Origin of the sequence: Cupriavidus malaysiensis (assembly GCF_001854325.1) — a bacterium.
Taxonomy (GTDB): Bacteria; Pseudomonadota; Gammaproteobacteria; order Burkholderiales; family Burkholderiaceae; genus Cupriavidus; species Cupriavidus malaysiensis.
This window is the reverse complement of sequence record NZ_CP017754.1, coordinates 3,054,664-3,076,407: the sequence shown is the minus strand read 5'-3', so window position 1 is coordinate 3,076,407 and position 21,744 is coordinate 3,054,664. Positions and strand designations below refer to the sequence as shown.

29 protein-coding genes are annotated in these 21,744 nt (G+C 65.1%); 11 read left to right on the top strand and 18 right to left on the bottom strand.

What is annotated here, in order from left to right:
- Positions 1 to 101: 101 nt before the first annotated feature.
- The 10 genes from BKK80_RS13740 (at position 102) to BKK80_RS13695 (ending at position 8,003) form a co-directional block, all read left to right on the top strand.
- On the top strand, positions 102 to 3,179 hold the full coding sequence (locus tag BKK80_RS13740; protein WP_157903233.1) for a phage tail protein: 3,078 nt from the start codon (positions 102 to 104) through the stop codon (positions 3,177 to 3,179).
- 17 nt (positions 3,180 to 3,196) lie between these two features.
- Complete coding sequence (locus BKK80_RS13735; protein ID WP_071069916.1) at positions 3,197 to 3,835, top strand: phage tail protein; 639 nt, start codon at positions 3,197 to 3,199, stop codon at positions 3,833 to 3,835.
- Between the two features lie 8 nt (positions 3,836 to 3,843).
- A complete protein-coding gene (locus tag BKK80_RS13730; RefSeq protein WP_071069915.1) occupies positions 3,844 to 4,446 on the top strand; it encodes a phage tail assembly chaperone in 603 nt (200 codons plus the stop codon).
- A 60-nt stretch (positions 4,447 to 4,506) separates the two neighbouring features.
- Positions 4,507 to 4,773: a spike base protein, RCAP_Rcc01079 family gene (locus BKK80_RS13725; protein WP_071069912.1), complete on the top strand. Its 267-nt coding sequence runs from the start codon at positions 4,507 to 4,509 to the stop codon at positions 4,771 to 4,773.
- Complete coding sequence (locus BKK80_RS13720; RefSeq protein ID WP_071069910.1) at positions 4,773 to 4,982, top strand: hypothetical protein; 210 nt, start codon at positions 4,773 to 4,775, stop codon at positions 4,980 to 4,982. The genes BKK80_RS13725 and BKK80_RS13720 overlap by 1 nt, the downstream gene beginning before the upstream one ends.
- Before the next feature lie 2 nt (positions 4,983 to 4,984).
- Positions 4,985 to 6,166 (top strand): phage head spike fiber domain-containing protein, encoded by a 1,182-nt coding sequence (locus BKK80_RS13715; protein ID WP_071069908.1) that lies wholly within the window; start codon positions 4,985 to 4,987, stop codon positions 6,164 to 6,166.
- Positions 6,163 to 6,495, top strand: a complete 333-nt coding sequence (locus tag BKK80_RS13710; RefSeq protein ID WP_071069906.1) for a hypothetical protein — start codon at positions 6,163 to 6,165, stop codon at positions 6,493 to 6,495. The genes BKK80_RS13715 and BKK80_RS13710 overlap by 4 nt, the downstream gene beginning before the upstream one ends.
- Positions 6,496 to 6,959: 464 nt before the next feature.
- A complete protein-coding gene (locus BKK80_RS13705; protein ID WP_071069905.1) occupies positions 6,960 to 7,157 on the top strand; it encodes a hypothetical protein in 198 nt (65 codons plus the stop codon).
- A gap of 1 nt (position 7,158) precedes the next feature.
- The gene (locus tag BKK80_RS13700) at positions 7,159 to 7,632 is read left to right on the top strand and encodes a lysozyme (RefSeq protein WP_071069903.1); all 474 of its coding nucleotides are present in this window, start codon (positions 7,159 to 7,161) and stop codon (positions 7,630 to 7,632) included.
- Positions 7,629 to 8,003, top strand: a complete 375-nt coding sequence (locus tag BKK80_RS13695; protein WP_236903681.1) for a hypothetical protein — start codon at positions 7,629 to 7,631, stop codon at positions 8,001 to 8,003. The genes BKK80_RS13700 and BKK80_RS13695 overlap by 4 nt, the downstream gene beginning before the upstream one ends.
- A gap of 1,382 nt (positions 8,004 to 9,385) precedes the next feature.
- On the opposite strand, the gene BKK80_RS13690 is transcribed toward BKK80_RS13695, so the two are convergent.
- From BKK80_RS13690 to BKK80_RS13660, 8 genes are all read right to left on the bottom strand, one after another.
- Positions 9,386 to 9,646, bottom strand: coding sequence for a hypothetical protein (locus tag BKK80_RS13690; RefSeq protein WP_071069900.1), 261 nt, complete (start codon positions 9,644 to 9,646; stop codon positions 9,386 to 9,388).
- 10 nt (positions 9,647 to 9,656) lie between these two features.
- Entirely contained in the window at positions 9,657 to 9,947 is a 291-nt protein-coding gene (locus BKK80_RS13685; protein ID WP_071069899.1) for a DUF2471 family protein, read from the bottom strand.
- A 446-nt stretch (positions 9,948 to 10,393) separates the two neighbouring features.
- On the bottom strand, positions 10,394 to 11,512 hold the full coding sequence (locus BKK80_RS13680; RefSeq protein ID WP_071069897.1) for a tyrosine-type recombinase/integrase: 1,119 nt from the start codon (positions 11,510 to 11,512) through the stop codon (positions 10,394 to 10,396).
- On the bottom strand, positions 11,509 to 11,808 hold the full coding sequence (locus tag BKK80_RS13675; RefSeq protein ID WP_084545583.1) for a DUF4224 domain-containing protein: 300 nt from the start codon (positions 11,806 to 11,808) through the stop codon (positions 11,509 to 11,511). Before BKK80_RS13675 ends, BKK80_RS13680 begins: the two co-directional genes overlap by 4 nt.
- Positions 11,805 to 11,981 carry a hypothetical protein gene (locus BKK80_RS36490; protein ID WP_157903232.1) on the bottom strand — a complete coding sequence of 59 codons (177 nt, stop codon included), beginning with the start codon at positions 11,979 to 11,981 and terminating at the stop codon, positions 11,805 to 11,807. Before BKK80_RS36490 ends, BKK80_RS13675 begins: the two co-directional genes overlap by 4 nt.
- Positions 11,978 to 12,514 carry a DUF1643 domain-containing protein gene (locus tag BKK80_RS13670; protein ID WP_071069895.1) on the bottom strand — a complete coding sequence of 179 codons (537 nt, stop codon included), beginning with the start codon at positions 12,512 to 12,514 and terminating at the stop codon, positions 11,978 to 11,980. The genes BKK80_RS36490 and BKK80_RS13670 overlap by 4 nt, the downstream gene beginning before the upstream one ends.
- Positions 12,511 to 12,723 carry a hypothetical protein gene (locus tag BKK80_RS13665; protein ID WP_071069893.1) on the bottom strand — a complete coding sequence of 71 codons (213 nt, stop codon included), beginning with the start codon at positions 12,721 to 12,723 and terminating at the stop codon, positions 12,511 to 12,513. The genes BKK80_RS13670 and BKK80_RS13665 overlap by 4 nt, the downstream gene beginning before the upstream one ends.
- Positions 12,711 to 13,436: a hypothetical protein gene (locus BKK80_RS13660; RefSeq protein ID WP_071069892.1), complete on the bottom strand. Its 726-nt coding sequence runs from the start codon at positions 13,434 to 13,436 to the stop codon at positions 12,711 to 12,713. Before BKK80_RS13660 ends, BKK80_RS13665 begins: the two co-directional genes overlap by 13 nt.
- Between BKK80_RS13660 and BKK80_RS13655 the strand changes: the two genes are divergently transcribed.
- Entirely contained in the window at positions 13,435 to 13,959 is a 525-nt protein-coding gene (locus BKK80_RS13655) for a hypothetical protein (protein WP_071069890.1), read from the top strand. The two genes, BKK80_RS13660 and BKK80_RS13655, sit on opposite strands and share 2 nt — an antisense overlap.
- Before the next feature lie 2 nt (positions 13,960 to 13,961).
- Here the strand turns inward: BKK80_RS13655 and BKK80_RS13650 are convergent, their stop codons facing one another.
- From BKK80_RS13650 to BKK80_RS36485, 10 genes are read right to left on the bottom strand one after another with little or no spacing between them, the layout of a single operon-like run.
- Positions 13,962 to 15,833, bottom strand: a complete 1,872-nt coding sequence (locus tag BKK80_RS13650) for a DNA cytosine methyltransferase (protein ID WP_071069888.1) — start codon at positions 15,831 to 15,833, stop codon at positions 13,962 to 13,964.
- Positions 15,830 to 16,732 carry a hypothetical protein gene (locus BKK80_RS13645; RefSeq protein ID WP_071069885.1) on the bottom strand — a complete coding sequence of 301 codons (903 nt, stop codon included), beginning with the start codon at positions 16,730 to 16,732 and terminating at the stop codon, positions 15,830 to 15,832. The genes BKK80_RS13650 and BKK80_RS13645 overlap by 4 nt, the downstream gene beginning before the upstream one ends.
- Positions 16,729 to 17,001, bottom strand: coding sequence for a hypothetical protein (locus BKK80_RS13640; protein WP_071069883.1), 273 nt, complete (start codon positions 16,999 to 17,001; stop codon positions 16,729 to 16,731). The genes BKK80_RS13645 and BKK80_RS13640 overlap by 4 nt, the downstream gene beginning before the upstream one ends.
- Positions 16,998 to 17,249, bottom strand: coding sequence for a hypothetical protein (locus BKK80_RS13635; RefSeq protein WP_071069881.1), 252 nt, complete (start codon positions 17,247 to 17,249; stop codon positions 16,998 to 17,000). Before BKK80_RS13635 ends, BKK80_RS13640 begins: the two co-directional genes overlap by 4 nt.
- A gap of 2 nt (positions 17,250 to 17,251) precedes the next feature.
- On the bottom strand, positions 17,252 to 17,566 hold the full coding sequence (locus BKK80_RS13630; protein WP_071069879.1) for a hypothetical protein: 315 nt from the start codon (positions 17,564 to 17,566) through the stop codon (positions 17,252 to 17,254).
- A complete protein-coding gene (locus BKK80_RS13625; protein ID WP_071038316.1) occupies positions 17,563 to 17,745 on the bottom strand; it encodes a hypothetical protein in 183 nt (60 codons plus the stop codon). The genes BKK80_RS13630 and BKK80_RS13625 overlap by 4 nt, the downstream gene beginning before the upstream one ends.
- Positions 17,745 to 19,484 (bottom strand): AAA family ATPase, encoded by a 1,740-nt coding sequence (locus tag BKK80_RS13620; protein WP_071069877.1) that lies wholly within the window; start codon positions 19,482 to 19,484, stop codon positions 17,745 to 17,747. The genes BKK80_RS13625 and BKK80_RS13620 overlap by 1 nt, the downstream gene beginning before the upstream one ends.
- Positions 19,481 to 20,161 carry a DNA translocase FtsK gene (locus tag BKK80_RS37990; protein WP_071069875.1) on the bottom strand — a complete coding sequence of 227 codons (681 nt, stop codon included), beginning with the start codon at positions 20,159 to 20,161 and terminating at the stop codon, positions 19,481 to 19,483. Before BKK80_RS37990 ends, BKK80_RS13620 begins: the two co-directional genes overlap by 4 nt.
- 11 nt (positions 20,162 to 20,172) lie before the next feature.
- Positions 20,173 to 21,249 carry a recombinase family protein gene (locus tag BKK80_RS13610; RefSeq protein WP_071069872.1) on the bottom strand — a complete coding sequence of 359 codons (1,077 nt, stop codon included), beginning with the start codon at positions 21,247 to 21,249 and terminating at the stop codon, positions 20,173 to 20,175.
- Positions 21,246 to 21,737, bottom strand: a complete 492-nt coding sequence (locus BKK80_RS36485) for a hypothetical protein (protein ID WP_157903231.1) — start codon at positions 21,735 to 21,737, stop codon at positions 21,246 to 21,248. The genes BKK80_RS13610 and BKK80_RS36485 overlap by 4 nt, the downstream gene beginning before the upstream one ends.
- Between the last annotated feature and the right edge of the window lie 7 nt (positions 21,738 to 21,744).

Below are 21,744 nucleotides of genomic sequence, written 5' to 3'. Positions count from 1 at the left end.
AAGGGATAGCAGCTATTGCAACGTACGTGGCAGGTGTCATTGCCACGAGCGGTACCGCTGCCTATGCAGTTGCGTACGCCGTAACGTACGCTGTGGCTAGCATGGCAGCGGCATATAGCATCAGCGCGCTGATGGGGGCGATCTTCAAGCCTCGTACGCCGAACAGCTTCAGCACAGAAGCCCAGGGGCGCACACAGATCGTGCGCTCCAACGTCCAGCCCCGGAACCTGATCTACGGCCGGGCGATGACATCTGGCCCCCTGATCTTCGCCGCGAGCACGGATGGGAATGGCAAGTCGAACCAGTTCATGCATCTGGTCATCGCGCTGGCCGACCATGAGTGTGATGCGATCGAGGAGGTGTACTTGGGGGACGATGCCGTTGGCCAGGTTGACGGCTTCGGCTATCCGACAGGTGGAAAGTTTCTAAAGGAGTGGGGCGATTCCAGAACCGTCAATTGGACGGTCGTGCCGGGACTCTACCCCGTCATGGTGAATGTCGGCGATGTGGTGCGCAGGATCACGTCGGTCGTGGCAATTACGCCAGGGGGCGACAGCGCATTCGGAGACACCCGCATCCCCATGCAGGCCGTGGTCGGCGGAGGCCCGACGCATGTCACGCTGGGCCCGGTCCCCGAGGGGGCGACTTCGGTAGCAATCACCTTCGAGGCGCAGCGTAGCAAGAGCTTCGTGCGCGTCAAGAAACACCTTGGGTCCGTGGATCAGGGGGCCGATGGCGATATGGTTGCGGAGGTGCCAGGCTGGACTTGGGACCATCGCTTGCGCGGTGTCTGCTACATCTACGTGCGCCTCGAGTACGACGCGGATCTGTTTCCAAACGGTCTGCCCAATGTCAAAGCCCTGGTGCGCGGGAAACGGGTGCGCAATCCCAGCGCAGGCGCGGCCTACTGGACCGACAACTGGGCGCTGTGCGTCTACGACTACCTCAAGGAGGAGAGGGGATTCGGTTGCGCCGATGCAGACATCGATATGGCTAGCGTGACGACGGCTGCCAATATCTGCGAGGAGGCAGTTCCGGTCGGGAGTGGTGTCTCCCAGCGGCGGTACGTCTGCAATGGGGTGGTGATGCTGGACAAGTCGCCGCGCGACAACCTGACCGAGATGACGACGGCCGGCGCCGGCGCTGTGGTGATCTCGGGCGGCGTGTTTCGTCTGTTCGCGGGGGCCTATGACATCCCGACCGTCACGCTAACCGAGAGCGATCTGCGCGGCCCGGTGAAGGTGCAGCCGCGGATGTCCCGGAAAGACCTCTTTAACGTGGTCAAGGGGACGTTTGTCAACCCGGGGAACGCCTGGCAGCCGAGTGACTTCCCGCCTGTCAGCAACCCGCTTTACGCGCAGCAGGACGGCGAGGTGATTGCGCGCGACATTGAGCTGCCGTTCACGACGGATGTGGTTATGGCGCAGCGGCTGGCGAAGATCATCCTGGAGCGTTCACGTCAGGGCATCGTGGTCGAGTTTCCCGCTAAGTTGACGGCCTTCCGCCTCATGGCCTACAGCACCGTCAGGCTGTCGCTGGCGAAGTTCGGCTGGTCGGAGAAGGTCTTCCGGGTCATGTCCTGGAAGATGAGCGACGACGGTGGCATCGACCTGGTCCTCAATGAGGAGGCGGCCGCGGTCTACGAGTGGAACTATGGGGACACCACTACGCGCGATCCAGCGCCGGATACGAACCTGCCGAATCCGTTCGACGTGGAATCGGTGGGGCAGATCCGAATGGAGTCCGGCGAAGAGCAACTGATACTGAGCCAGAGCGGTGTGGTGATCTCGCGCGCGCTGGCGACCTGGCCGGCTCCTACCTCGGTGACGCTGCTGCAGGGCGGCCGAATTGAGGTGGAGTACAAGCGACTGGAAGAAACGTCCTGGACCGCTTTCCCGCCGATGGCTGCCTCGACGACCAGCATCTTTCTGTCGCCGGTCGAAGATGGCGCCTACTACATGATGCGGGCGCGCTACGTGTCTACGCTGGGCGTTCGCAGTCGGGACTGGACCTACTCGGCAGCGCACCAGATCATCGGCAAGTCAGCGCCACCACGCAACATGACCGGGCTATCGCTCACTGTGCTCAATGGCATGGCAAACCTAGCCTGGGATGCTGCCGTTGAGCTGGACGTGCGCAACGGCGGGCAGGCCAGGATTCGACACACGACGGACATGTTCCAGGCGACATGGGGTAGTGCCGTCGACATTGGCGGCTATATCTCCGGCGCAGCAAATTCGGCACAGCTTCCGTTGCTGGAAGGCGTCTATCTGGCCAAATGGATCGACTCGAGCGGGAATGAGTCTCTCGCCGCAGTTCAGGTTGCCACCACCGCGCCGTCGCTGCTGGATCTCAATGTCGTGGCCACGGTGGTGGAGCAGCCGCTGTTCGCCGGCGGCAAGGCGAATGTGATCCGTGATCCGGCACTGAATGGCATCAAGCTGAGCGGCCACGGCTTGGTAGACGATCAGGGGATGATCGATGCTAGTGGGCTGTGGGATAGCCAGCCGGCTATCGATGCGCTTGGGCTGATCGATACGGTGGTCGGCAGCAGTGGTTGGGGGCTGATCGACTCGCTGGGCGGCATCGTGTCCAGCGGAACCTATTCGTTCGCAGGCGCGCTCGACCTAGGTGTCGTCGAAAAGTCGAGGCTGACGGCGACGGTGGACACCGTGTCTTTCGATACCGGAGACATGATCGATTACCGTACCGACCGGATCGACGGATGGCTGTCGATTGATGGTGACCTGATCAACGACACCGGGGTGACGCTGTATGTACGCACGACAAGCGATGACCCGGGCGGAGCGCCGGATTGGTCTGCTTGGCAGCGGTTCTCCATGGGTGACTATGAGGCGCGAGCCTTCCAGTGGAAGGTGGAGCTGCAGAGTGCGTCGCCCACGCATAACGTGCTGGTGACGGGCCTGTCGGTGACGGTGGACATGCCGGATCGGCGCGAGTACGCGCGCGACGTGGTGGCGGGCGTGGGGCCACATGCGGTGGTCTTCAAGAAGCCGTTCCGCATCGTGCCGGCCATCGGTATCACGGCGCAGGACATGGCCCAGGGTGACTTCTTCACGGTCTCGGCCAAGAGCGCGGCCGGCTTTACGGTGAACTTCTTCAACAGTGTCGGCACCCCAATTTCCAGGAAGTTCGACTGGGATGCCGTCGCCTACTAGCAACGAGAGGAACGAACATGTCCCAGCATGACATGGTGATAGATAATCAGGCGGGCGCGGCTTTCCGCGCTGACTTGAACAGTGCACTGGGGGCGATCGCCACCAATCAAGCCGGCTCTGGGGAGCCGAACCCATCCTATCCGTTCCAGTTCTGGGCGGACATCGGTGCCGGTGTGCTCAAGATGCGCAATTCGGCGAACAATGCATGGATCAAGCTCGGGCTGCTTGGCGCGACGAACTTTGGCCTGATCCAGCCGGGCGCAATCGTCTTCCACGCCAAGAACGTAGTGCCGGCCGGTTTCCTCAAGTGCAACGGTGGGGTCGTTCCGCGCAACATCTATGCCGACCTGTTTGCGGAGATCGGTACGACCTTCGGTGTGGGTGACGGTAGCACTACGTTCAATCTCCCCGAGCTGCGTGGCGAGTTCATTCGCGGGTGGGATGACAGCCGCGGCATCGATGTGAGCCGGGGGTTCGGCAGCGCGCAGGCGCAGGGCGAGCGCACTCATTACCATGCGATTCAATACAACATATATGGGCTTGGGGGCGGAGGATCGAACATCACCATCGTGAACTCGAGCACGGACTCCGCCACGACTACGGGTGGCGAAACGCGCCCGCGTAACGTGGCCCTGCTGGCCTGCATCAAGTACTGAGGACATCCATGGAAATCTACAACTACCACCCGCTCACCGGTGAGTATCTTGGCAGAGGGCTGGCCGATGAGAGCCCGTTGGATCCAGGCAACCCCATCGTGCCGGGCTACGCGACGCCGAACGCGCCGCCGACACCCGTCGGCCGCGGCATTGCAGTTTTCCGCACGTCCACCGGTAGCGTGCCGCAGAACTGGCCGGATGGCGCCTGGACTTCGATGCCCGACTACCGCGCGGTGCCGCTCTATCGGACCGCTGACGGCAGCCGTTTCGAGCCTGGTGCAGAGTACAGCGGTATCGGCGATCTGCCGGCGTTCCTGACCGACGAGGCCAGGCCGGGCCCGGCGCATGTGTGGCGCGACGAGGCGTGGCAGCTTGACGCAGCGGTGGAGGCACAGCAGCTCGCTAGCATTGCGCGCGCGCAGCGAGACGATTTGCTGGCCGAGGCTGACCGGCTGATCGCGCCCCTGATGGATGGTTTTGTGCTGGGCGAGCTCTTGGCCGCAGATGAGGCGCGGCTTAAGGTGCTGAGCCAGTACCGGAAGGCCCTGCGCGCGGTGCCGGATCAGGCTGAGTTTCCGCGCGCGATTAACTGGCCAGTCAAGCCCGCATAGGGCGATGGCACTTGAGCAATCCAGCCGCCTCCGGGCGGCTTTGTCATTTCAGGAGTGGCAATGCCTGCAACTGATCCTTTCGCCGGCTGGGCCAAGCCCATCGGCGCGCCGTCCGAGAGCTACTTCGCCATCACGCCGAGCGACTCGGTGGACTTCTCGGTGGTGGCCAACAGCATCCGCGTCGGCACGGGCGGCGACGTGTCGGCCGTCCGCCTGGATGGCACCTCGGTGCTGTTCAAGAACTGCGCAGCCGGCGAGGTGCTGCCGATCCGTGCGCGGCGTGTCAACGCCAGTGGCACGACGGCAACCGACCTGGTGGGGCTGTGATGCTGGGCCTCAGCCTAGGGCTGGCCGCTCGACGGCGCGCGGGAAAGTATGACGCGGACGATCTGTCCAAGGGCACGCTGCTGCTCGACTTCACCGCCACGAACGCGCCAACGCTGGATCTGAACTTCGTAACCGATCGCTATGCCGCCTGGGCCGATGACCCGGGGTGGCCCTACGGCGTCGTCGGTGTCTTCAAGGCAAAGGGATAACGATGCTGGTAAGCAAGAACTTCGGTGACATCGTCACCTTCTCGCGCGCGTCGAGCGGCTGGGCCTTCAGCAGCGGTGGGGTGCTGATGCAGTCGGCGGCCGGCGTGCCGCGTTTTGACTATGACCCCATCACACTGGCTGCGCGGGGGCTATTGCTGGAAGAGGCGGGAACGAACCTGTGTCTCTACTCTTCGAACATGGCGAACGTTGTGTGGAACAAGAGCAACTGCGTGATTTCCACGGATGGGCGCCTTGCACCTGACGGGACTTCGGCAGCGCAGTTGCTCACTGTGAGTACCACGGCATTCACGAACTTAGTGCAGACGGTCGGTGCTGTCGCGAGCGGTGATAGCCGGGTGTTTCGCATTTGGCTCTCGGCGGGAACGGTAGACACGTTGATGTTGGGCATTTATGACGGCTCGTGGACTGGGACCGGGCAGAGCGCGCGGATTGCTTATGGTCCAGGTGCGATTGCGCAGTCTGTGGGGGCGCGATATTCGGTGTCCGGGCTCTCGACGACGGAATGGACGCTTGTGGAAATCACTCGAACGGGCTTCTCCGGTGCGACTGCCCAGGTCTTCATCTATCCCCGCAACGCCGGGTCAGCAAATGCTGGTGACTCGCTCTATCTATGGGGCGCCGATGTGAAGTCTGGTATCAACGGGACTTCGCATGTCCCGACAACGTCGGCGCAAGCCACCCGCGCCGCCGACAGCGCAGTCATCAGTGACCTAAGCAAGATCGGGTACAACCCGACAGAAGGAACTGTGTACGCCGAGTTTGTTGTCCCGCAGATCGGCGGAAGCTCGCGTGGTGTACTTGTTTTCAGCGATGGGACAGCCACGACAAATCGCCTTGTGCTTTACATGAACAATGGCGGGAAAATGGGGGGCATCTCAGCAGTAGGCGGTGTATATGCCGTGAGCATGCTCGACACGGCGGTGCTAGTGGCAGGGAGCGTCGCCAAGGTGGCATTAGCCTACAAGGCGAATGACTTCTCATTGGTCGTCAATGGTGGCGTGCCGGTGACAGCCTCCAGTGGGGAAGTTCCGCCCGTGAACCAGATGCGTCTGGGAACGGCATATGGGAATGGCACTGGCGAGATTCTCAATAGCCAACTGCGCAGGGTGAACTATGTCCCGAAGCGCGACGCCAATTCCACGATGCAGGCGAACACACGATGACGAGCTACCACGACTACTACCTGCGCGGCCCCGACCGCGACGCGACGCGTGCTGCGTTGCTTGCGGCCAGCCTCACGGTTGAGATGCCAGGCGAGGACGGCCAGCCTCAGCGCATGCCCGCTGATGGCGTCAATCTCTCGACCATCGGCACGATCTACGAGGGCGGCGACTGGGGCCCGGACGGCGAGGTGATTGCGGCGCCGACTGCGGTGCCCGGCTGGCACGTCAACCTGCGCCTGGCGCGCCCGCTGACCGAAGCCGAGCAGACTGCGCTGGCCGGCATGCTGGTGGAACCGGTACCTGGGACTCCCTACCGGGTGTGGGCGTAAAAAGAAGAGGGCTGGCCAGCAGTGTGGTGGCCAGCCCGCGCAAGAGCGCAAGCGGTGACGAGTGCAGTTTAGGTGCGCCCCGCGGAGAGTTGTGGTGGAAGTGTGTCCTGCAGGCGGCCTACCGGTCGAGTCGGTGTGGGGGGCACAGCTGCAGGCTTGGCTCATCGCTTGAATAGTGCAAGCAGGGCGAGAAGCAGACAAAGACTCAAAATGAGATTGGTGATCTTTTCCATGGGGTTCTCCCGGTGATTGATGATGAGGCCTATCGTCTCTGCGATTCGGCGAAGCTCAAATAGGGGAATCGACGTTTGCGCTGCTAGTTTCCTAGCGCGCATTCCGTTGAAAGTTGCACTTGAAACAACGCAGTAAAAACTATCGTCAGAGCGCACATGTTCCCGTCCTGACAAGGCGCTCTTTCTGTGATATGGCCCACCACTAGGTGGGCTTTTTTTTCCGGGAAACCAATGAACCAAGCCGATATAGCAGTCGAAGCTGTCAAGGTGGCGCCGGCCGCGCCAGTCGCTGTGATGACCTTCATGGGCTACAGCGTGTCCGACTGGGCGAGCTGGCTGACGGCTTTCTACGTGCTGCTGCTGATTGCCCAGTTCTTCTGGACGAAGGTCATCCGACCGTGGCGGCGCGTGCGGCAGCGGGAGGAGTGACATGGCGCTCAATCCCAAGCTGGTCGGCGTGGTCGGCGCTGCGGCGGCGGCTGCGTTGCTGGTGCTGGTGCCCAAGAACGAGGGCACCGTCTACAAGACCTACCGCGACATCGGGGGCGTGCTGACCTACTGCGACGGCGCCACCGAGAACGCGCAGTGGGGAAAGACCTACACGCCGGCCGAGTGCCGGGCCCAGCTCGACAAGGATCTGGCACGGCATGCGGAGGGTGTCATGGCCTGCGTGCGCGTGCCGCTGACGGATGGCCAGAAGGTGGCCTTCGTCGACACGGCTTACAACATCGGCGTGGCAGCTTTCTGCGGCAGCAGTATGACCCGGAGGGCGAACGCCGGCGATATGGACGGCGCGTGCGCGGCCTTGGCGCTGTGGGTCAACGTCAACGGCAAGCCTGTGCGTGGCCTGGTCAACCGTCGCGCCCTGGCGCGCGAGTACTGCGAGGGGAGGCGAGCGCTGTGATCGACGTTCCCTTGAACGGGCGCTCTGCCGGCGCCGCGGTGCTGGCCGGCGCTCTGTTCGCAGCCGGCTGGGTCACCAATGGCTGGCGAAAGGACGCCGAGCTGGCCGAACTGACTGCGGCGCGCGCCCAGGCTGACGTGGCGACCGCAAACCAGGCGCTGGGCGAGCTGCGCGCCGCCGGCGCTGGCATCCGCGCGCGGGCCGACGAGTACCGCGCTATTCAGTCGACGCTGAGCACCCGGCTCGACGCCATCCAGAAGGAGCTGAAGAATGCGAAGCCTTTGCCTGCTGACTGCCGGCCTGATGCTGGCCGGGTGCGCATGCTCTCCAACGCCGTCGACGCAGCCAAGCAAGCCGCCGCCGCTCGATAGCGCGCTGGCGGCGCCGTGCGAGGTGCCGGATGCGCCGGCAGCTGGCGACTACGACGCTTGGCAGGCGTGGGTGATGGGGCCCGTGCTGGGCGCGCTGGGCGACTGCGCTGCGCGGCACCGCAAGACAGTGGACGCGTGGTCAAGCGCCGGTGGCTGATGTTCTGTGGCGTGCGGATGGATGGGAGGACGCACTGAGGACTGGACCCGGCGCCGGCCTCCGAGCGAGCCTATGGCGCTAACGGTGGCGAACGATGGGCATTGGGAAAAAGAGCGCATAGGTGCGGGGAGCCCCTATGCGCCCAGGAATGGCAACGGGGTCAATGTGCGCTGCCAGGCGGCATTTTTGGTGCGGCGCACGGACGTCGCTACCCTGCATCGGGCGGGAGCCTTGATCGTGAGTCTGACAATCTGAACGTGGTAAGCGGTGATGCCTGGAAGTCGTGCCAGGTAGGCCGGATTTCGTCTTGGGAGAGGCTAAAAAAAAAGCCCGCTCGATGGCGGGCCCAAGTTAGGGATCGCGCGCCCAGGGAGGCGCGCGCAGCCGGATTCTGCTAGAAAGTCTCGTCGCCGCCCACGCCTCTTCGCGACCGACGGCCAGTTACTCAAAAAAAAGCGCCCCTGCCGGGAAGCCGGGGCGCAACGAACGCGGATCCTGGTTCGAAGATCCGATGGCAGGATAAATACAGATTTTTCACAAATACCCCCTACTAACGAGTGGTGTGTCATAGGTCTGCGCTTGGGGGGGGAGCCGGCGCGTCTATACGCGCGGACATAACGTGCGTGCGGCAACGAAAAAATGCCCTCCACCTGCCGGAGGGCAAAAAAGACGGTCGCACCCCCGGGCGCGACCGCGTTCAACTTTACGTGGCGACCGCACGCAATTCGACCCTTGAACGGGTGATGCTGCGGATTATTCGTAGTCGCCGTATCCGCATCGGGTCATTGTTTCCAGTGACCGCAGGAGAGAAAAGGGCCCTCGCTGGCTCAGCCGAGGGCCCAATAAGACGGGCGTTGCGAACGAGCCCTGGGGAATTCTTGCTTGCGCCAAGCGGTCGCTTGAATGCGGGAAATTCCCTGATGCGGCCATGCGACAGCGGGCTTGACATATGGGCCGTTCACCGGCCGTTAGCTATCCGTCTCATGGCCCGCATAGCAGCTGACCAGGACAAAGAGGGCCGTGAATTCATGCTGACAGTCCTCGCAGGTATATTCTTGGTGAACTGTCAGGGCGCCAATTGCGCAAGCGCCCATGGTGACGTCAGTTGACTGGCATGCCGGGCAGAAAGTCTGACCTCCAGCGACGACCCGGCGCCTCCATTCCTCGGAGTCTTCCATGTTGATCCCCCCATACTTGCAACCATTCTAGAACGACGCACGGGGTTCTACCTGATCGGGAACTTGGCCGTGAGCGCGCCGCCTAGCGATGGCGCGGCAACGCGATAGCGGTGATGCTCGCCGGCGACTTCGAAGGACAGCGCGTCCGGCGTCCAGCCGAGCCTTTCTAGGTGGCGCGTCTCAATGCCGCGCACGCTCACGGCGCCGTTATGGACCACGACGGTGGAGCAGGGCAGCCGGATCTCCTCCCGGTCACCTGGCAGGTAGTCGGCTTCGAGGAAGATGGATGTGGCGAGGAAGGCGGGCATGGCCGGCACCTCAATGGAGCTTGTTCCATGCCTGTGCGGTCAGGGCGAAGGCGATCGGCAGGACATCGTGCTTGCTTAGGTCTGCCACGCTGTCATTCCGTGGGAATGACATGAAGGGCGACGACTTCAGCACAGCAAGCATCATCGGCGCCACTTTCCCGGTTGCGGACACCTCCGACATAACCTCGTCCTCGATCTGGTGAAGCAGTTTCCAGGTCAGGTGCCCGGCTGAGCGGTGACGGGCGATGATAGGCGGGAGAGCATCCTGGATGGCAGACTCGATAGCGGCTAATGGCAGCATGGTTGGGCATTCTGAATGCTGTATGAATATACAGTATAACGTAGGCGCCAAGCTTGGCGAGAACAGCGGTGGGAACTCGCGCTTTCTCGGTCAGGCGCTCGTCAGCCATGCCGCGTAGACTCGCGCCGCTGGACTTCTGGCCCGTCAACGCTCCCCGCCGAGGCGGGCCGCTTTTCCCTTCATAGGGCCCGAAATGCTGTCTAAGATGCACTCCGAATCGCCCGGGATCCCGCATGCCGCCGTGCCTAAATTTTACGCAGCAAGTTAGAGGAATCTGCGTAAGTGATTGATTTATATCACTTACATATGTATATGGGGTGCAGGTGGTCGGAGGTTCAAATCCTCTCGCCCCGACCAAATTGAGGCCTCTGTAATCAATCGATTACAGAGGCCTTCGTCTTTTCTGCCGTCCGCAAAAGATGCTGAATTTTGGACAGTGTCCAAAATTACGCGGCAGGGAGACGCAGGCGCACGACTGAAACAGGCACGTCGCGCTGCTTGATGTAGTCCTCCGTTGTGGCCCGATCCGCATGGGCGCCGGCGACCTGCAGCTCATCGATGCCGTGGCCGGACCGATACGCATCGGTGAGCGCCTTCGCGCGAATGTCTTTCACCACGTAGTCCATCTTCTCCAGCTTCGAGCGGACCAGTCCGTCTCGCCAGGCATCGCGGCAGGCCGCTGCGGTCTTCGGCTTTCCCCTCCGATCCGTGATGACGTAGTCGTGCAGCGGCTGGACCGTCAGTTCCCGCCTCAGTGCGCGCGCGCGCCGGAGGACGGCGGCAATCTCGGGGGTGATCGGCCAGTCCACCGCCTGACCGCTGCTGTTCTCCGTCTTGGTCGGCTTGAACCGGATCACGCCGGCGCGCTCATCCACTTGCGACCAACGCAGCAGCCGAATCTCGGTCGAGCGCTGGCAGGTCAGGTAGCACAGGTCGACGAAGATCTGCATTTCCGGCCCGGTCGGGACCTTGGCGGTGATGACCTGGAGCTTCCCCTTAATCTTCTTCTCGTAGCTGTAGCTGGCCAGCGCGGCGCGGATCGCCATGAAGTGGTCGTGCGGGATGTAGACGTCGCGCACAGTCGGCTTCTTGACCTCGACCTCGCGGCAGGGATTGACCTGCGCGTGGCGGCGCCGGACGGCCCAGGCGAAGAACTTGGACAGCCAGCCTTTCATCGCACGCTGCGTCGGCAGCTTGTCGGCCCAGTTCTGTAGCAGGAAGTCCTCAATCAGGCCGGAGTCCACCTGCTCGACGCTGTGGTGCTTGAATGCCTTCCGTACATCCTCGCCGCGGCGCTTCCACTCATCGCGGAAGGTGTCCGAGTACTGCCCCTCGAATTTGTCCATGTAGATGGCGACGAGGCGGGACATGCTGCCTTCGTCGCCGTCCACTTCCACCTTCCGCTTCTCGGCGGCCAGGCGCTCATACATCAGCGTCTCGCCCTCGGCCACGCGGCACAGCTTCAGCCACTTCTCGTCCGTTGGTCGTACCCAGAAGAAGCTGTTGCGCCGCACATAGACCCGACTCGGCAGGCCGTCTGCCTTGGTTCTGCGGCGGGCGTTCACGCGGCCCTCCGCAGGGGCACGAGGGCCGGGCGGTTGTCCGGTTGAGCAGCGCCCGGTAGCACGCCGGCGCGCTTGGCCTGCAGGGCCTCGAAGGCTGCCCAGGTCAGGATGATCCTGCCGTCGGCGCGCTGGACAGGCGTCAGGCCGAAGTGGCGTTGAAGCCATGCCGCTTGCAGCTTGTGCCGGCGCAGGCCGGTTACGTCACGCAGGTCTTGCTCGCTCATCAGTCGGTTGTCCATCTGCATCTCCCAGGCCTTCCGGGTCGTTTCGATCACTTGTGCTGCTGCTTCGGTCATGCTGGGATGGCCCTCAGGGCTGTGGCCAGCTTCCGGTACTCGTCGCGGTCCTGTTTCTGTGCTTCGCTGCCTTCCCAGCGGCGCCCAACCATGAAGGTCTCGTCCATCTCGCTGGCGATGCTGTCCAACAGCTCGGCGGCGCGGCGGATGGCCTTCTTCTGTTGCTCTGTCACGATTGATCCTCTGGCTTGAATGGTTGCGGCCGCGTCTTGGCCGCGATGTAGAGCGGGTGCTTCGGGCTGCCGTCCTGGTTCAGCCCGAGGTGATAGAGCAGCTTCCCGCGGCCGCACATCCGGACGATGCGCAGCACCTCGGCCGCGCGCGCCGGCGCCGCCTTGTGGGCGCCCCAGGCGCAGATGACCATCGCGCACCGGTCGATCGCGTCCATGATGGCGCCGTCGTTCTGGTCCGCGCGCTCGCCCAGCGGGGCCGGGTGCGTCAGCAACCCGTCCGGATCGGTCGAGCGCAGCGGGAAGAGGTTGACCACTTCCAGGCGGCCGTACTTGCCGGCGATCGCGCGCTGCAGGCACCGGGTGATGGTCGGGTCGTCGACCTCGTGGTCTGCCGTCGACGGGTTGAGCATGATGAAGCCGAGCGCCGGCCGGCTGCTGTCCCACTCGCGCCAGAGGCGGTAGCGGTACTGCTCGCAGTCCGAGAGGATGGCGCCGGCCTCGCCGACGAGGGTCTGGGTGATCAGGCGCTTCATGGAGCCTCCGACTTGCGAGCGAGACACGGGAAGAGGTCCGCCAGTCCCTGTGGGCTGCACACCAGAGTGCGCGGGCGCCGCAGGCTTACCAGCGCGCCGGCCACCATGACAGGGTCCCAGTCGTCGAGAGACGGGGCGGTGCCGGGGTAACGTTCGACCTGTATGGCCGCGCGGGCCTGTCGATATTCGTCCAGCGTCAGTTCGCGCATTGGACCCTCCTAAACTCCACCACCCACACCCAGGGATTGGTCTCCCAGGTGCCGGCGCCGTTGATCTCTTCCCACAGTTGCTCGTACCGCTTCACGTGCGTGTCGCAGTGCAGGCAGTCCGTATCCGGCAGGGCACCACCGCCAGCACTGATGGCGGTGTAGAGACGAGTTCCGCCGCACCAGCGGCAGATGGAGTGGTCTGGCTCATACCGCTCGACGTCCACCTGCGCCACGCCCTCGGCCAGCGCGTCCTCCTCGCTAATGTCCTGCAGCCGCTCGACGCGCACGCCGCTGATCTCCAGCATCAGCCGGCACAGCGCGCGCGGCATGTGGATGCTCGGCTTCCAGGTAATCGTCTCGGCTGGCGGGACGTTTTCGAAGCCGGCCGGCACGCAGGCCGGGTAGTCTGCGCGATAGACGGTCGGGCCCGGGTCCAGCGCTGCCGGCTGTGCCCACGTCTCGCGCACCCACAGGCGATCGCCAGACTGACCGTAAGGGCTCTTACGACCTTCTGTTTCATCCGATGCGCCGAAGATTTCCGAACCGGGCACTTCATATCCGCCATTGGCGATGACGGTAGGGTTGTAGGCTCCGACGAGAGGGTTCCAGTACGGGCCTGGCTGCGGCTTCACCACGCGCCGCGTCTGCGTCTTCCGGCCGTCGAGGACGGCGCGTACCATGGCGCCAGAAAAGAGAATAGGGAGTTCACGCATGGCAGGCATCCTGGGTTGGATCGAAGCGCATCCTGCACTGGCTGGATGGGTTCAGGCGGTGGCATCGGTCGCGGCTATCTGGTGGGCCGGGCATACCAGCGTCCGGTTGCAGCGCTCCGACAGGCAGCACGCGCGCAAGACTCTTGGCGAAGCGGTGCAGAAGATTGCTGAGGCTGCGCGCGACACTGCCGGGCATGTCATCAAAGAGATCCCTGATCGTCAGGCCGTATACGACATCGCCCAGGGCAACAAGCATTTTGACCAGCAGGTTCTCGTGCAGATTGACCGCAGCGTGTCGGGCATCCCTCTGCACGAGCTCAACACCGCGAACCTCGTTACTTTTGTCATCATGCTGGGGTCGCTGACCCGGCAACTGAAGGAGCAGGTGGCGGCGGCGCTGGAGTTCCATCGCGAAATGGACGCGGCGCAGTTTGAGGCCTTCTTCAAGGCGCTCAAGCAGATGCGAACTGCCATCGAAGACATTCGAGGCAAGATCGAAACCGAGGTGAAAAATATTCACTAACATCAAGCAGCCTCCGCCTGTTGCGCAACGGAGAGCGCAACGGCCACCGGGCGCACCCAAACCGGCGTGGCCGACAGCATGAACGTCTCGCCGGTTTCCGCCAGCAGTAGCGTGGTGCCCATCACCTCGGCGATCGCCTGGGCGGCATCCGGCGGTACCGCGTTGCCGATGCGCTCGCGCCAGGCCTGGTCGCTCTCGCCATCCAACTTGAAGGCCTTGGGGCCAAGCAGGGCGGCGCGGTTGTGCGCGTCGAAGGTATCGATTTCCCGCTGGACCTTCGGGTCAGCTGACCACAGCTCGGCCGGATCGATGAGGCTCTGCAGGGCCGCCAGCTCCAGCGTGGTGAAGGGGCGGTGCCAAGTTCCATCCAACGCGCGGATGACGGCTACCAGCTTGTCGTTGGCCAGGGGCAACCGCGGGTCAGCGACCGACCATCGCCCGTTGTCATGACCGGCAGCTGCCGAGACGGCGCCGCTGTGCTGATCCCAGCCGACCACGCCGTAGTGACCGCCGGTCAGGTAGGCATCGCCGCGCTCGCGGCGCATACCCGGGCGCGGGTCGGCCACAGCAAATGCGCCTTGGCCGGTGTCGCTGCGCGCGATGACCGTGCCGGCCGGTTCGTCGTAGCCGGTGACGCGGTACTTTCCTGCGCCTTCGAAGCCGGTTGAGGCGCGCGGATCCTGCACGCACTGCCCGGTGCCGTGGGCACTGGTAACGGCGCCAGCAGCCTGCTGCCACGGCACGATCCGGAACTCGTTGTTGTGCTTCGGCGTGCCGTCATGGCGTGGATCCGCGACGCTGAACGTGCCCTGCCCGGGATTGGTGCCGGCCGTGATGGCACCGGACGCCTCGCCCCAGCGGAGAACTCCGTACTGCTGGTATTGGGCCGCGCCGGCTGCGTGACGAGGATCTGCCACCGAGAATGCCCCATTCGTCGGCAGCGATTCGCCAGCCACGGTGCCGGCTGGCTCGTGCCAGTCCACCACGCCCAGATGGCCACCGCGGCGCTCGGGCAGGATCAGGTAGTCGCTCAGGTAGCCGTCCTGAACCGCCAGCTTGTTCAGGCTGCGCCAGTCGCTGCCGGCCTCGACAAAGGCCAAGCGCACCCACGTCTTCCACTGCAGCGCTGGCACGCGGTGCATCGGGCCGCCGGCGGTCGCACCGGGCAGCGGCATACGGCCGAGCACTGTACCGACGCCTTGCAGTCGTCGCACAGGCGGCTCGTACAAGAAGGCTGGCACCTTCGCGGTGTGCCGTGCGACCAGGAGGAACCGCTTGCGGCTCTGTGCCAGGCCGCCGATCACACCACAGTCGTGCGTGGTCTCGTTCACCGCATAGCCATAGTGCCGCAGGATCTGGCCGATCTGGTCGAGCAGGTGCCGGCCGCGCGTGGCCAACCGTGGCACGTTCTCGAAGACGATCAGCTCGGGCGGGTCGTCCTTCCACGCCTCGCACATCAGCCAGACGCATCGTAGGGTCAGCTCGTTGAGCGCCTGGTACTTCGGCGTGCGACTCAGCGCCTCCGACAGGAGGCCGGACGCGCCTTTGCACGGCGACGAGATGAACACGCAATGTGGCCGCTCGTTGCCGGCGGCGCGCCGGATGTCGATAGGCAGTGCTTCGCGCCAGCCAGCTGGCGGCTCCTTGTCCCAGAAGGCGGTGTATTGCTGTCGCGTGAATAGGTCCATGACCGTGCATGGCACACCCACGAGCATCTCGAAGTCCCGCGCCGCGGCCGGGTCCACATCGATGCCCCCGATGCAGCGCCAGGTCGCGATCATGTTGCCAACGCGCGAGGCCGCCTTCTTGAAGCCTTTGGCACCCCCGCCAAGGCCGCAGCAAAAGCCGAACGTTCTGTACTCGCGGCGGATCATGCCGCACCTCCCTCGCGCTGGGCGGCCAGGGCGGCGTCGATGGCGGCATCCAGTTCCTCCGCCCGCAACGCGTTTCCAATGCCGTCGACCACGCTCCAATGCTGCCCACGCCGCGCCAGTCGATACCGCTCCGCATCAAGCGCCAACCCGCGCACCAGCTCCACAATCTCGTCAATCTCGAAGCCGCCGCGCGGCCCACGCACGATGGAGACGATGCTGCGGAAGCCGTCCTCCCAGCGGCCCTTGTGCACACGCTTGCCGTCCGCGCGCATTTCGTACTCGTCCGCATCGCGCGTCTCGCTGGGCTTGGAGGCGAGCAGAGCGCGATCCACAGCGACACAGAGCGCACGCTTGATGGCGGCCTTTATGTCTCCCAAGTCCGTATCGCCATCATGGAAGTATGACCACGCGATTTGCTGCACCTCATGCTCGGTGAGCCCAGCGCGTGCCCATCTTGGCTCATCTGTCAGCGCGGCAGGCGATGCGCTCGGCTTGCTGTTGGCCCAGCCTCGCCATGCATGCTCTGTTTCGAGGTAGCGATAGGTGCGGAGCGAGCCCTCGCTGGCCGGCAGAGGGTCCAGGCCCTGGCCACGGGCCCACACTTCGAACGCTGCCTTTGCGTCGAGGAGCGATGCGCTCTGCGCCTGGCAAACGAAGGCAGCCAACGAGTAAGGTCGGACAGAAGAAGCGCTTGCGCCACCATCGCGCACTGCTCCCGCCTTCTGAGCGGCCGAGATAACGCGCGTAGGGTCGTCCTCATGCACCCATGCGCTTGGCTCGCTCTGCTGCGAGAGGGCGGCGACGATCGTGTCGAACGCCACCGCCGGCATCGTGAAGTCGTGATCGCCCATCACGTTGAGCAGCCATGCCTGCGCCTCGCGTGTTTGATTGCGCGTCATGCTGCCTCCTGGGCACGTACCCAGCCCTTGCCGGTGTGGCGGATCTTCCCGGCCTTGCGCAGGGCCTGCAGGCGGCGGTCCAGAATGCGCCAGCCATGAATTTCGCGCCACTTCGGGAGGTCGCGCGCCTTGTTGTCTTCGTCCGCGATGCGCTCGCACTCCTTCTTGACGTTCCGCTGGTAGATAGAGTTGAAGTCGATCGGGTTGCCAACGATGGCGGCCATGATCAGGGCGTCGAGTTTTTCGTACTTGGTCTTGGTGGTGGTCATGCTGCGTCTCGCATCCGTTTCAGAAGATCGGCCTCGGGCCCGAAGTGCACCCAGCGGCTGAGCGCCTGGAAGGGGCTCTTCGCCGCGGCGTGGTTGATAGCTGCCGCCAGCCGTTCCAGCTCGAGCACGCGCGCCGCGGTGAGGACCGCCGACTCGCGGCCGATGGCCAGCAGCTGCTGCGCCTCGTCGCGCTCGCGCTCGGCGGTGGCTACGCGCTGGTGCAGGTCGTTGATCAGGGTCTGGTCCATGGTCAGCCTCGCGCCAGCATGCAGAGGTCCGAGAAGCGCCGCAGGCTGGCTTCCCAGCCGCGCAGCTCGCCGGTGCCCACGATGCGCGTCGGCCGCTCGCGCAGCTCTTCCGGCGCCGGGATGAAGAACATCCGGGTCTTGCCGTCGACCATGCGGCGGACCTGGCCAGCCTCGAACAGCTCGCTCAGCATCTCGCGCGCCTGGTCGGTCGGCCGCTTGAACAGGTGGCCGATCTGGGTGGGCGTGTAGCGCTTGCCGGCGTTCTCGCGCAGGTGCGTCAGGACGTTGGTGCGGGTGAAGTGGCGGGGGAGGTTCATGCGAAATGCCTCCCGTGGAGCTCGTCCAGCTTCTCGACCTGGTCGCCGCTGAGCTTCGTCACCTCGCCAGCGTGCATGCGCGTCGCCAGCGAGCGCACGAAGCTCTGTTCCGAGGTGTTCAGGTCGTCGGTGCCCAGCAGCCCTTCCAGCCGCTGAATCATGGTGGTGGTGCTGACCATCACGCCGCCTCCCGCACAGTGCCGACCTGGTGGTCCTGCACCCAGAAGGGGGTGATCCCCTCGGGCAGCCCCGTCGGCATGCTCTTGAGGCTCATGAACACCAGCGCGGTGTCGATCTCGCCGGCGTCAGCCAGGTCAGCCAGCCACCAGAAGAGCCGGTCGCGCTCGGCGCCGATCAGCACGTCCGCGCGGTCGAGCACCAGCAGGCGCAGGCCGGTGAGCTTGCCAATGGCGTAGGCGACCATGGCGTCCGCGCGCCACTGCTCGGATTCGGACAGCAGGGCATAGAGCCGGCCGTCGCCGGCGGTGATGGTCATGTCGCGCTCGATGCCGACCCGGAACCACTCGGACAGGTTTGCCGCGGCCGCCAACTGCTCGTTGATGGGGCCCAGGGCCTCGGCCAGCAGGTCGGCCGGGATGCCGCTGGGGCCCAGGGCCTCGGCCAGGGCTTCCCAGGCGACCACGTCGGCGTGGTGCTGGCCGGCCTTGCGGGTCAGCTCGGCGGCCTCGCCGGCAGCGCGCTGCGCCGCGCGCGCGGCGGTCAGTTCTTCGCCGACGCCCTTGATGGCTTCCTGCAGGGTCTTCAGCTCGCTCTCGATTTTGCCGCGCAGCTCGGCGTCGTCGCCGGCGTCGGCCGCGGCGTCCTTGCGCAGCAGCTCGGCTTGGTTGGCGGCCGCCGCCGCGGCGTCGCGCTCGGCCGTGCGGCTTTTCAGGGCGTTCTCCAGCACGGTCAGGCTGCGCTCGTACTCGGGCAGCCGGCCGGCGGCGTCCGGGTCGGCCTGGGCGACCCCGCGCTGCGCCAGCTGGCCGGCCAGGTACTGCAGCAGGGCGCCGCATTCCGGGCAGGTGCACGACACGCCGGCCTGCTTGCCGCCGGCGGCCGCGCGCAGGGCTTCCACTTTGGGCAGGAAGGCATCGCGTTCGGCCAGGGCGCGCGCGACGGATTCTTCCGCCTTCGGCAGTTGGTCGGCCTTGGACACCAGCCCGGCGATTTTCTCGGCGCGCTGCCGGCGCTGCTGCTCAGCCGCGTCCATCTGGCCCAACTGGCGCTGCAGGTCGCCGGCGTCGCCGGTGGCCTCCGCGATCTCGGCTTCGAGCTCGGCGATCGCGGCGGCGGCATCCTGGGGCGCCGGGCCACCGGCGGGGACCGGCGCGGTCCAGTCGGCCGCCTTCACGGCGCCGTAGTTCTCGTTCGTCAGCGCGCGCCAGGCGCCCTTGGCGGCGGTGGCCTTGGTCTGCGCTTCCTTGGCGGCCGCGTCGAAGCCGGCACGCACCAGCGGCAGGACGGCCGCGATCTTCTTCGCATCGCAGCCGCGGGCGGCCAGGCGCTCACGCACCATGTCGGTCCCCAGCTTCAGGCCCATCAGGTCGAAGAGGAACGCGCGGCGCGCCTTCTCGTCCAAGCTGGCGAAGCGCTGGGCGTCCAGCACGTAGGCCAGGCGCGGATCGTCGGGCAGCCCGTTCTTGGCCTTGCCGGAGGGCAGGGGCACGCTGTTGGCCTGAGGGCCGGCCGAGACGACGATCGAGCCCGTCTCGGCGCCGTCGTGCAGCAGCTGGCCGTAGTCCTTCTTCAGGCCGACGCGCACGCTCTCGCCGGCCAGCGCCAGGCGGACAGCCTCTTGAATCGAACTCTTGCCGGCGCCGTTCGGGCCGCAGATCAGCGAGACCGGCGTGGCCGGGATGATGTCGGCGGCCTGGATGCCCAGGAAGTTGCGGATGTGGATGGCGGTGATCTTCATGCTGTTGCCTCTGCGGTGATCAGGACCATGCGATTCCCAGCGGCGTCGGTGGCTGACACGTCGCCTCGTGCTTCGAGGGCCTCAAGGAGGCGGGCGGCGCGGTTGTAGCCGATGCGAAGATGGCGCTGGACCAGGGAAATGGACGCGCTGCGGTGGCTGGCGACCAGCTCACGCGCCGCCGGAAGCAGCTCGTCGTCGGCGCCGTCGTAGGTGTTGACGTGACTGTGAGCCGCGCCGCCGTCGCCGAAGTCCAGTTCGCTGTCGCTCGGCGTCAGGCACAGGTCAATCTCGTCCTGCAGGAACTCGGCGACGCGCGCCACCTCGTCGCCGCTGGGCTTGAACGAGACCGCGAAGGTCACACCGACCTTGAAGCCGTCCTTGGGTTCGAGCGCAAACTTCTTGACGCGCACGCCGGTGAAGGTGCTGCCGACCATGTCCAGGCGGTAACTCTCCAGCTCATGGGCGAAGGTGATGGGGCCCATGACCTTGTTGCGCACCGCGCCGTTCGACAGGAAGACGAAGGTGGCCAGCTGCTCGTCGAAGTAGCGCGTGATCATGACGTCGGCCGTCGCCTTCAGCTTCAGGTCGACCGCCAGTTCTTGCGCGTCCTCGGGGCCTTCCTTCCTGGTGTTCAGGTGCAGGATGGTCGCGTTGCCCATGAATTGGAACTTGTCCATGGCCGTCTATCTCACTCGGCGCCGATCGGGGTGCGCGTGCGACGCGCCGGCTGGGCTGCAGCGGCCGGTTCGGCGTCCGCCGGCGAGGCCAACTCGCGCATGCGGCGCGCGGCCACCTGGTTGAGCGAGGCCTTTTCCTTCTCGTCGGCCACGTCGCGGATCAGGCTGCGGGCATAGTCGAGATCCTCGACGGACTTCGCGCCCAGCAGCTCGCGGTTCACTTCCTGGAAGGTGCGGGCGCCGGCGGCGTCGGTGGTCGTGCCCGGGTCGCCATCGTCGGGCGGCAGCAGGTCGTCTTCCTGGTCACCCTCGGCAGTGCCGGTGGGCGCGTCATCGCCGGAGGTCGTGGCGAACGTCTCGGGCTGGCGTTCGACCACTTCGGCAGGGCGGGCAGGCTGGGCGCGCTGCGCGCGTGGCTGTCGCGCGCCGCCACGCAGTTCGTCCACCGTGGCGCCGGAGACACTGAACGTGCCGTCCGGATGGACGTCGATGATGTCCATCGACTCTTCCACTGTCGGCAGGCCCATGCTCAGTTCGGGTGCGTTGGTGCGCGCCCAGAATGCCGCCGCCCGGTACATGAACATCTGGTCGGGCATGGTCTTCCACTTGGACCCGTTCTTCGAGTCCCAGCCCTCGGCGCGGACCATCTTCCAGGTCACCCAGACCCCATTCAGGCGCTCGCCCGTTGCCTTCTCGGTGGTCCAGGCGCGGCAGCCGTAGTCCTCGGAGCCGGGCTTGTCCTCGTTGCGCCATTCGTACTTGAGCGAGGCGTAGCGGCCGCAGGCGTTGACCGTGGCGATCAGGAACTTGCTCGACCAGCTCGGTTGCCCGTGCACGTCGTACAGGTTCTGCATAATGAAGATCGGGTCCGCGTTCATACGCTGCGCCATGTTCAGCGCGATCATGCAGCTGGCCAGGTTGCCGCGGTAGGCCTTGGGCACGAGGTCGGTGCTCACGAAAGCCTTGGCGACGCGCTGCATGAGCTCGAAGCCTTGGAGATCGAAGAAGCCGGCGCGGACGGTCGGCATCTGCGCTTCGCGCGGGCCGGCGCTCTGTTTCATCTCGGCGAGGGTAGTGGTGGCGGTCATTGCGTGTCCTTTGCGGTGGCTCGTTTGTTGCGGTTCTGCTCGGTTCGTGTGGCCCACCGGCAGTTGCCGGGTTCGTAGTTGCCGTTGCTTTCGATGCGGTCCAGCGTCTTGTCTGGCGGGCGCTCGCCCATGTCCGCGAGAAAGGCTTGGAAGCTGGTTTTCCAGGCTTCGGCGACCTTGATCCCTCTGCCGCCGTAGTCCTTGAACTGCTCGTGGGTGGGATCACTGCAGCGAGCGAGCATCGCGCGCCAGCTGCGATAGGTCGGTGATGCGTAGTGCCCGTGCTTGGTCTGCTTTGCGCGCATCATCTCGGCGCGAAGGCAGCCGCACGACCGAGACTCGCCGCTGCGCAGCGTCTGCGAGGCGATGACGCGCTCAACGCCGCACGCACATCGGCACAGGTATCGCGTTGGCGCGGGCGGGTTCATGGCGCGGGACAGCACTGTCCACTTGCCGAACACCTTGCCTTCGAGAGGGATGCGCTGCATGGCTGCC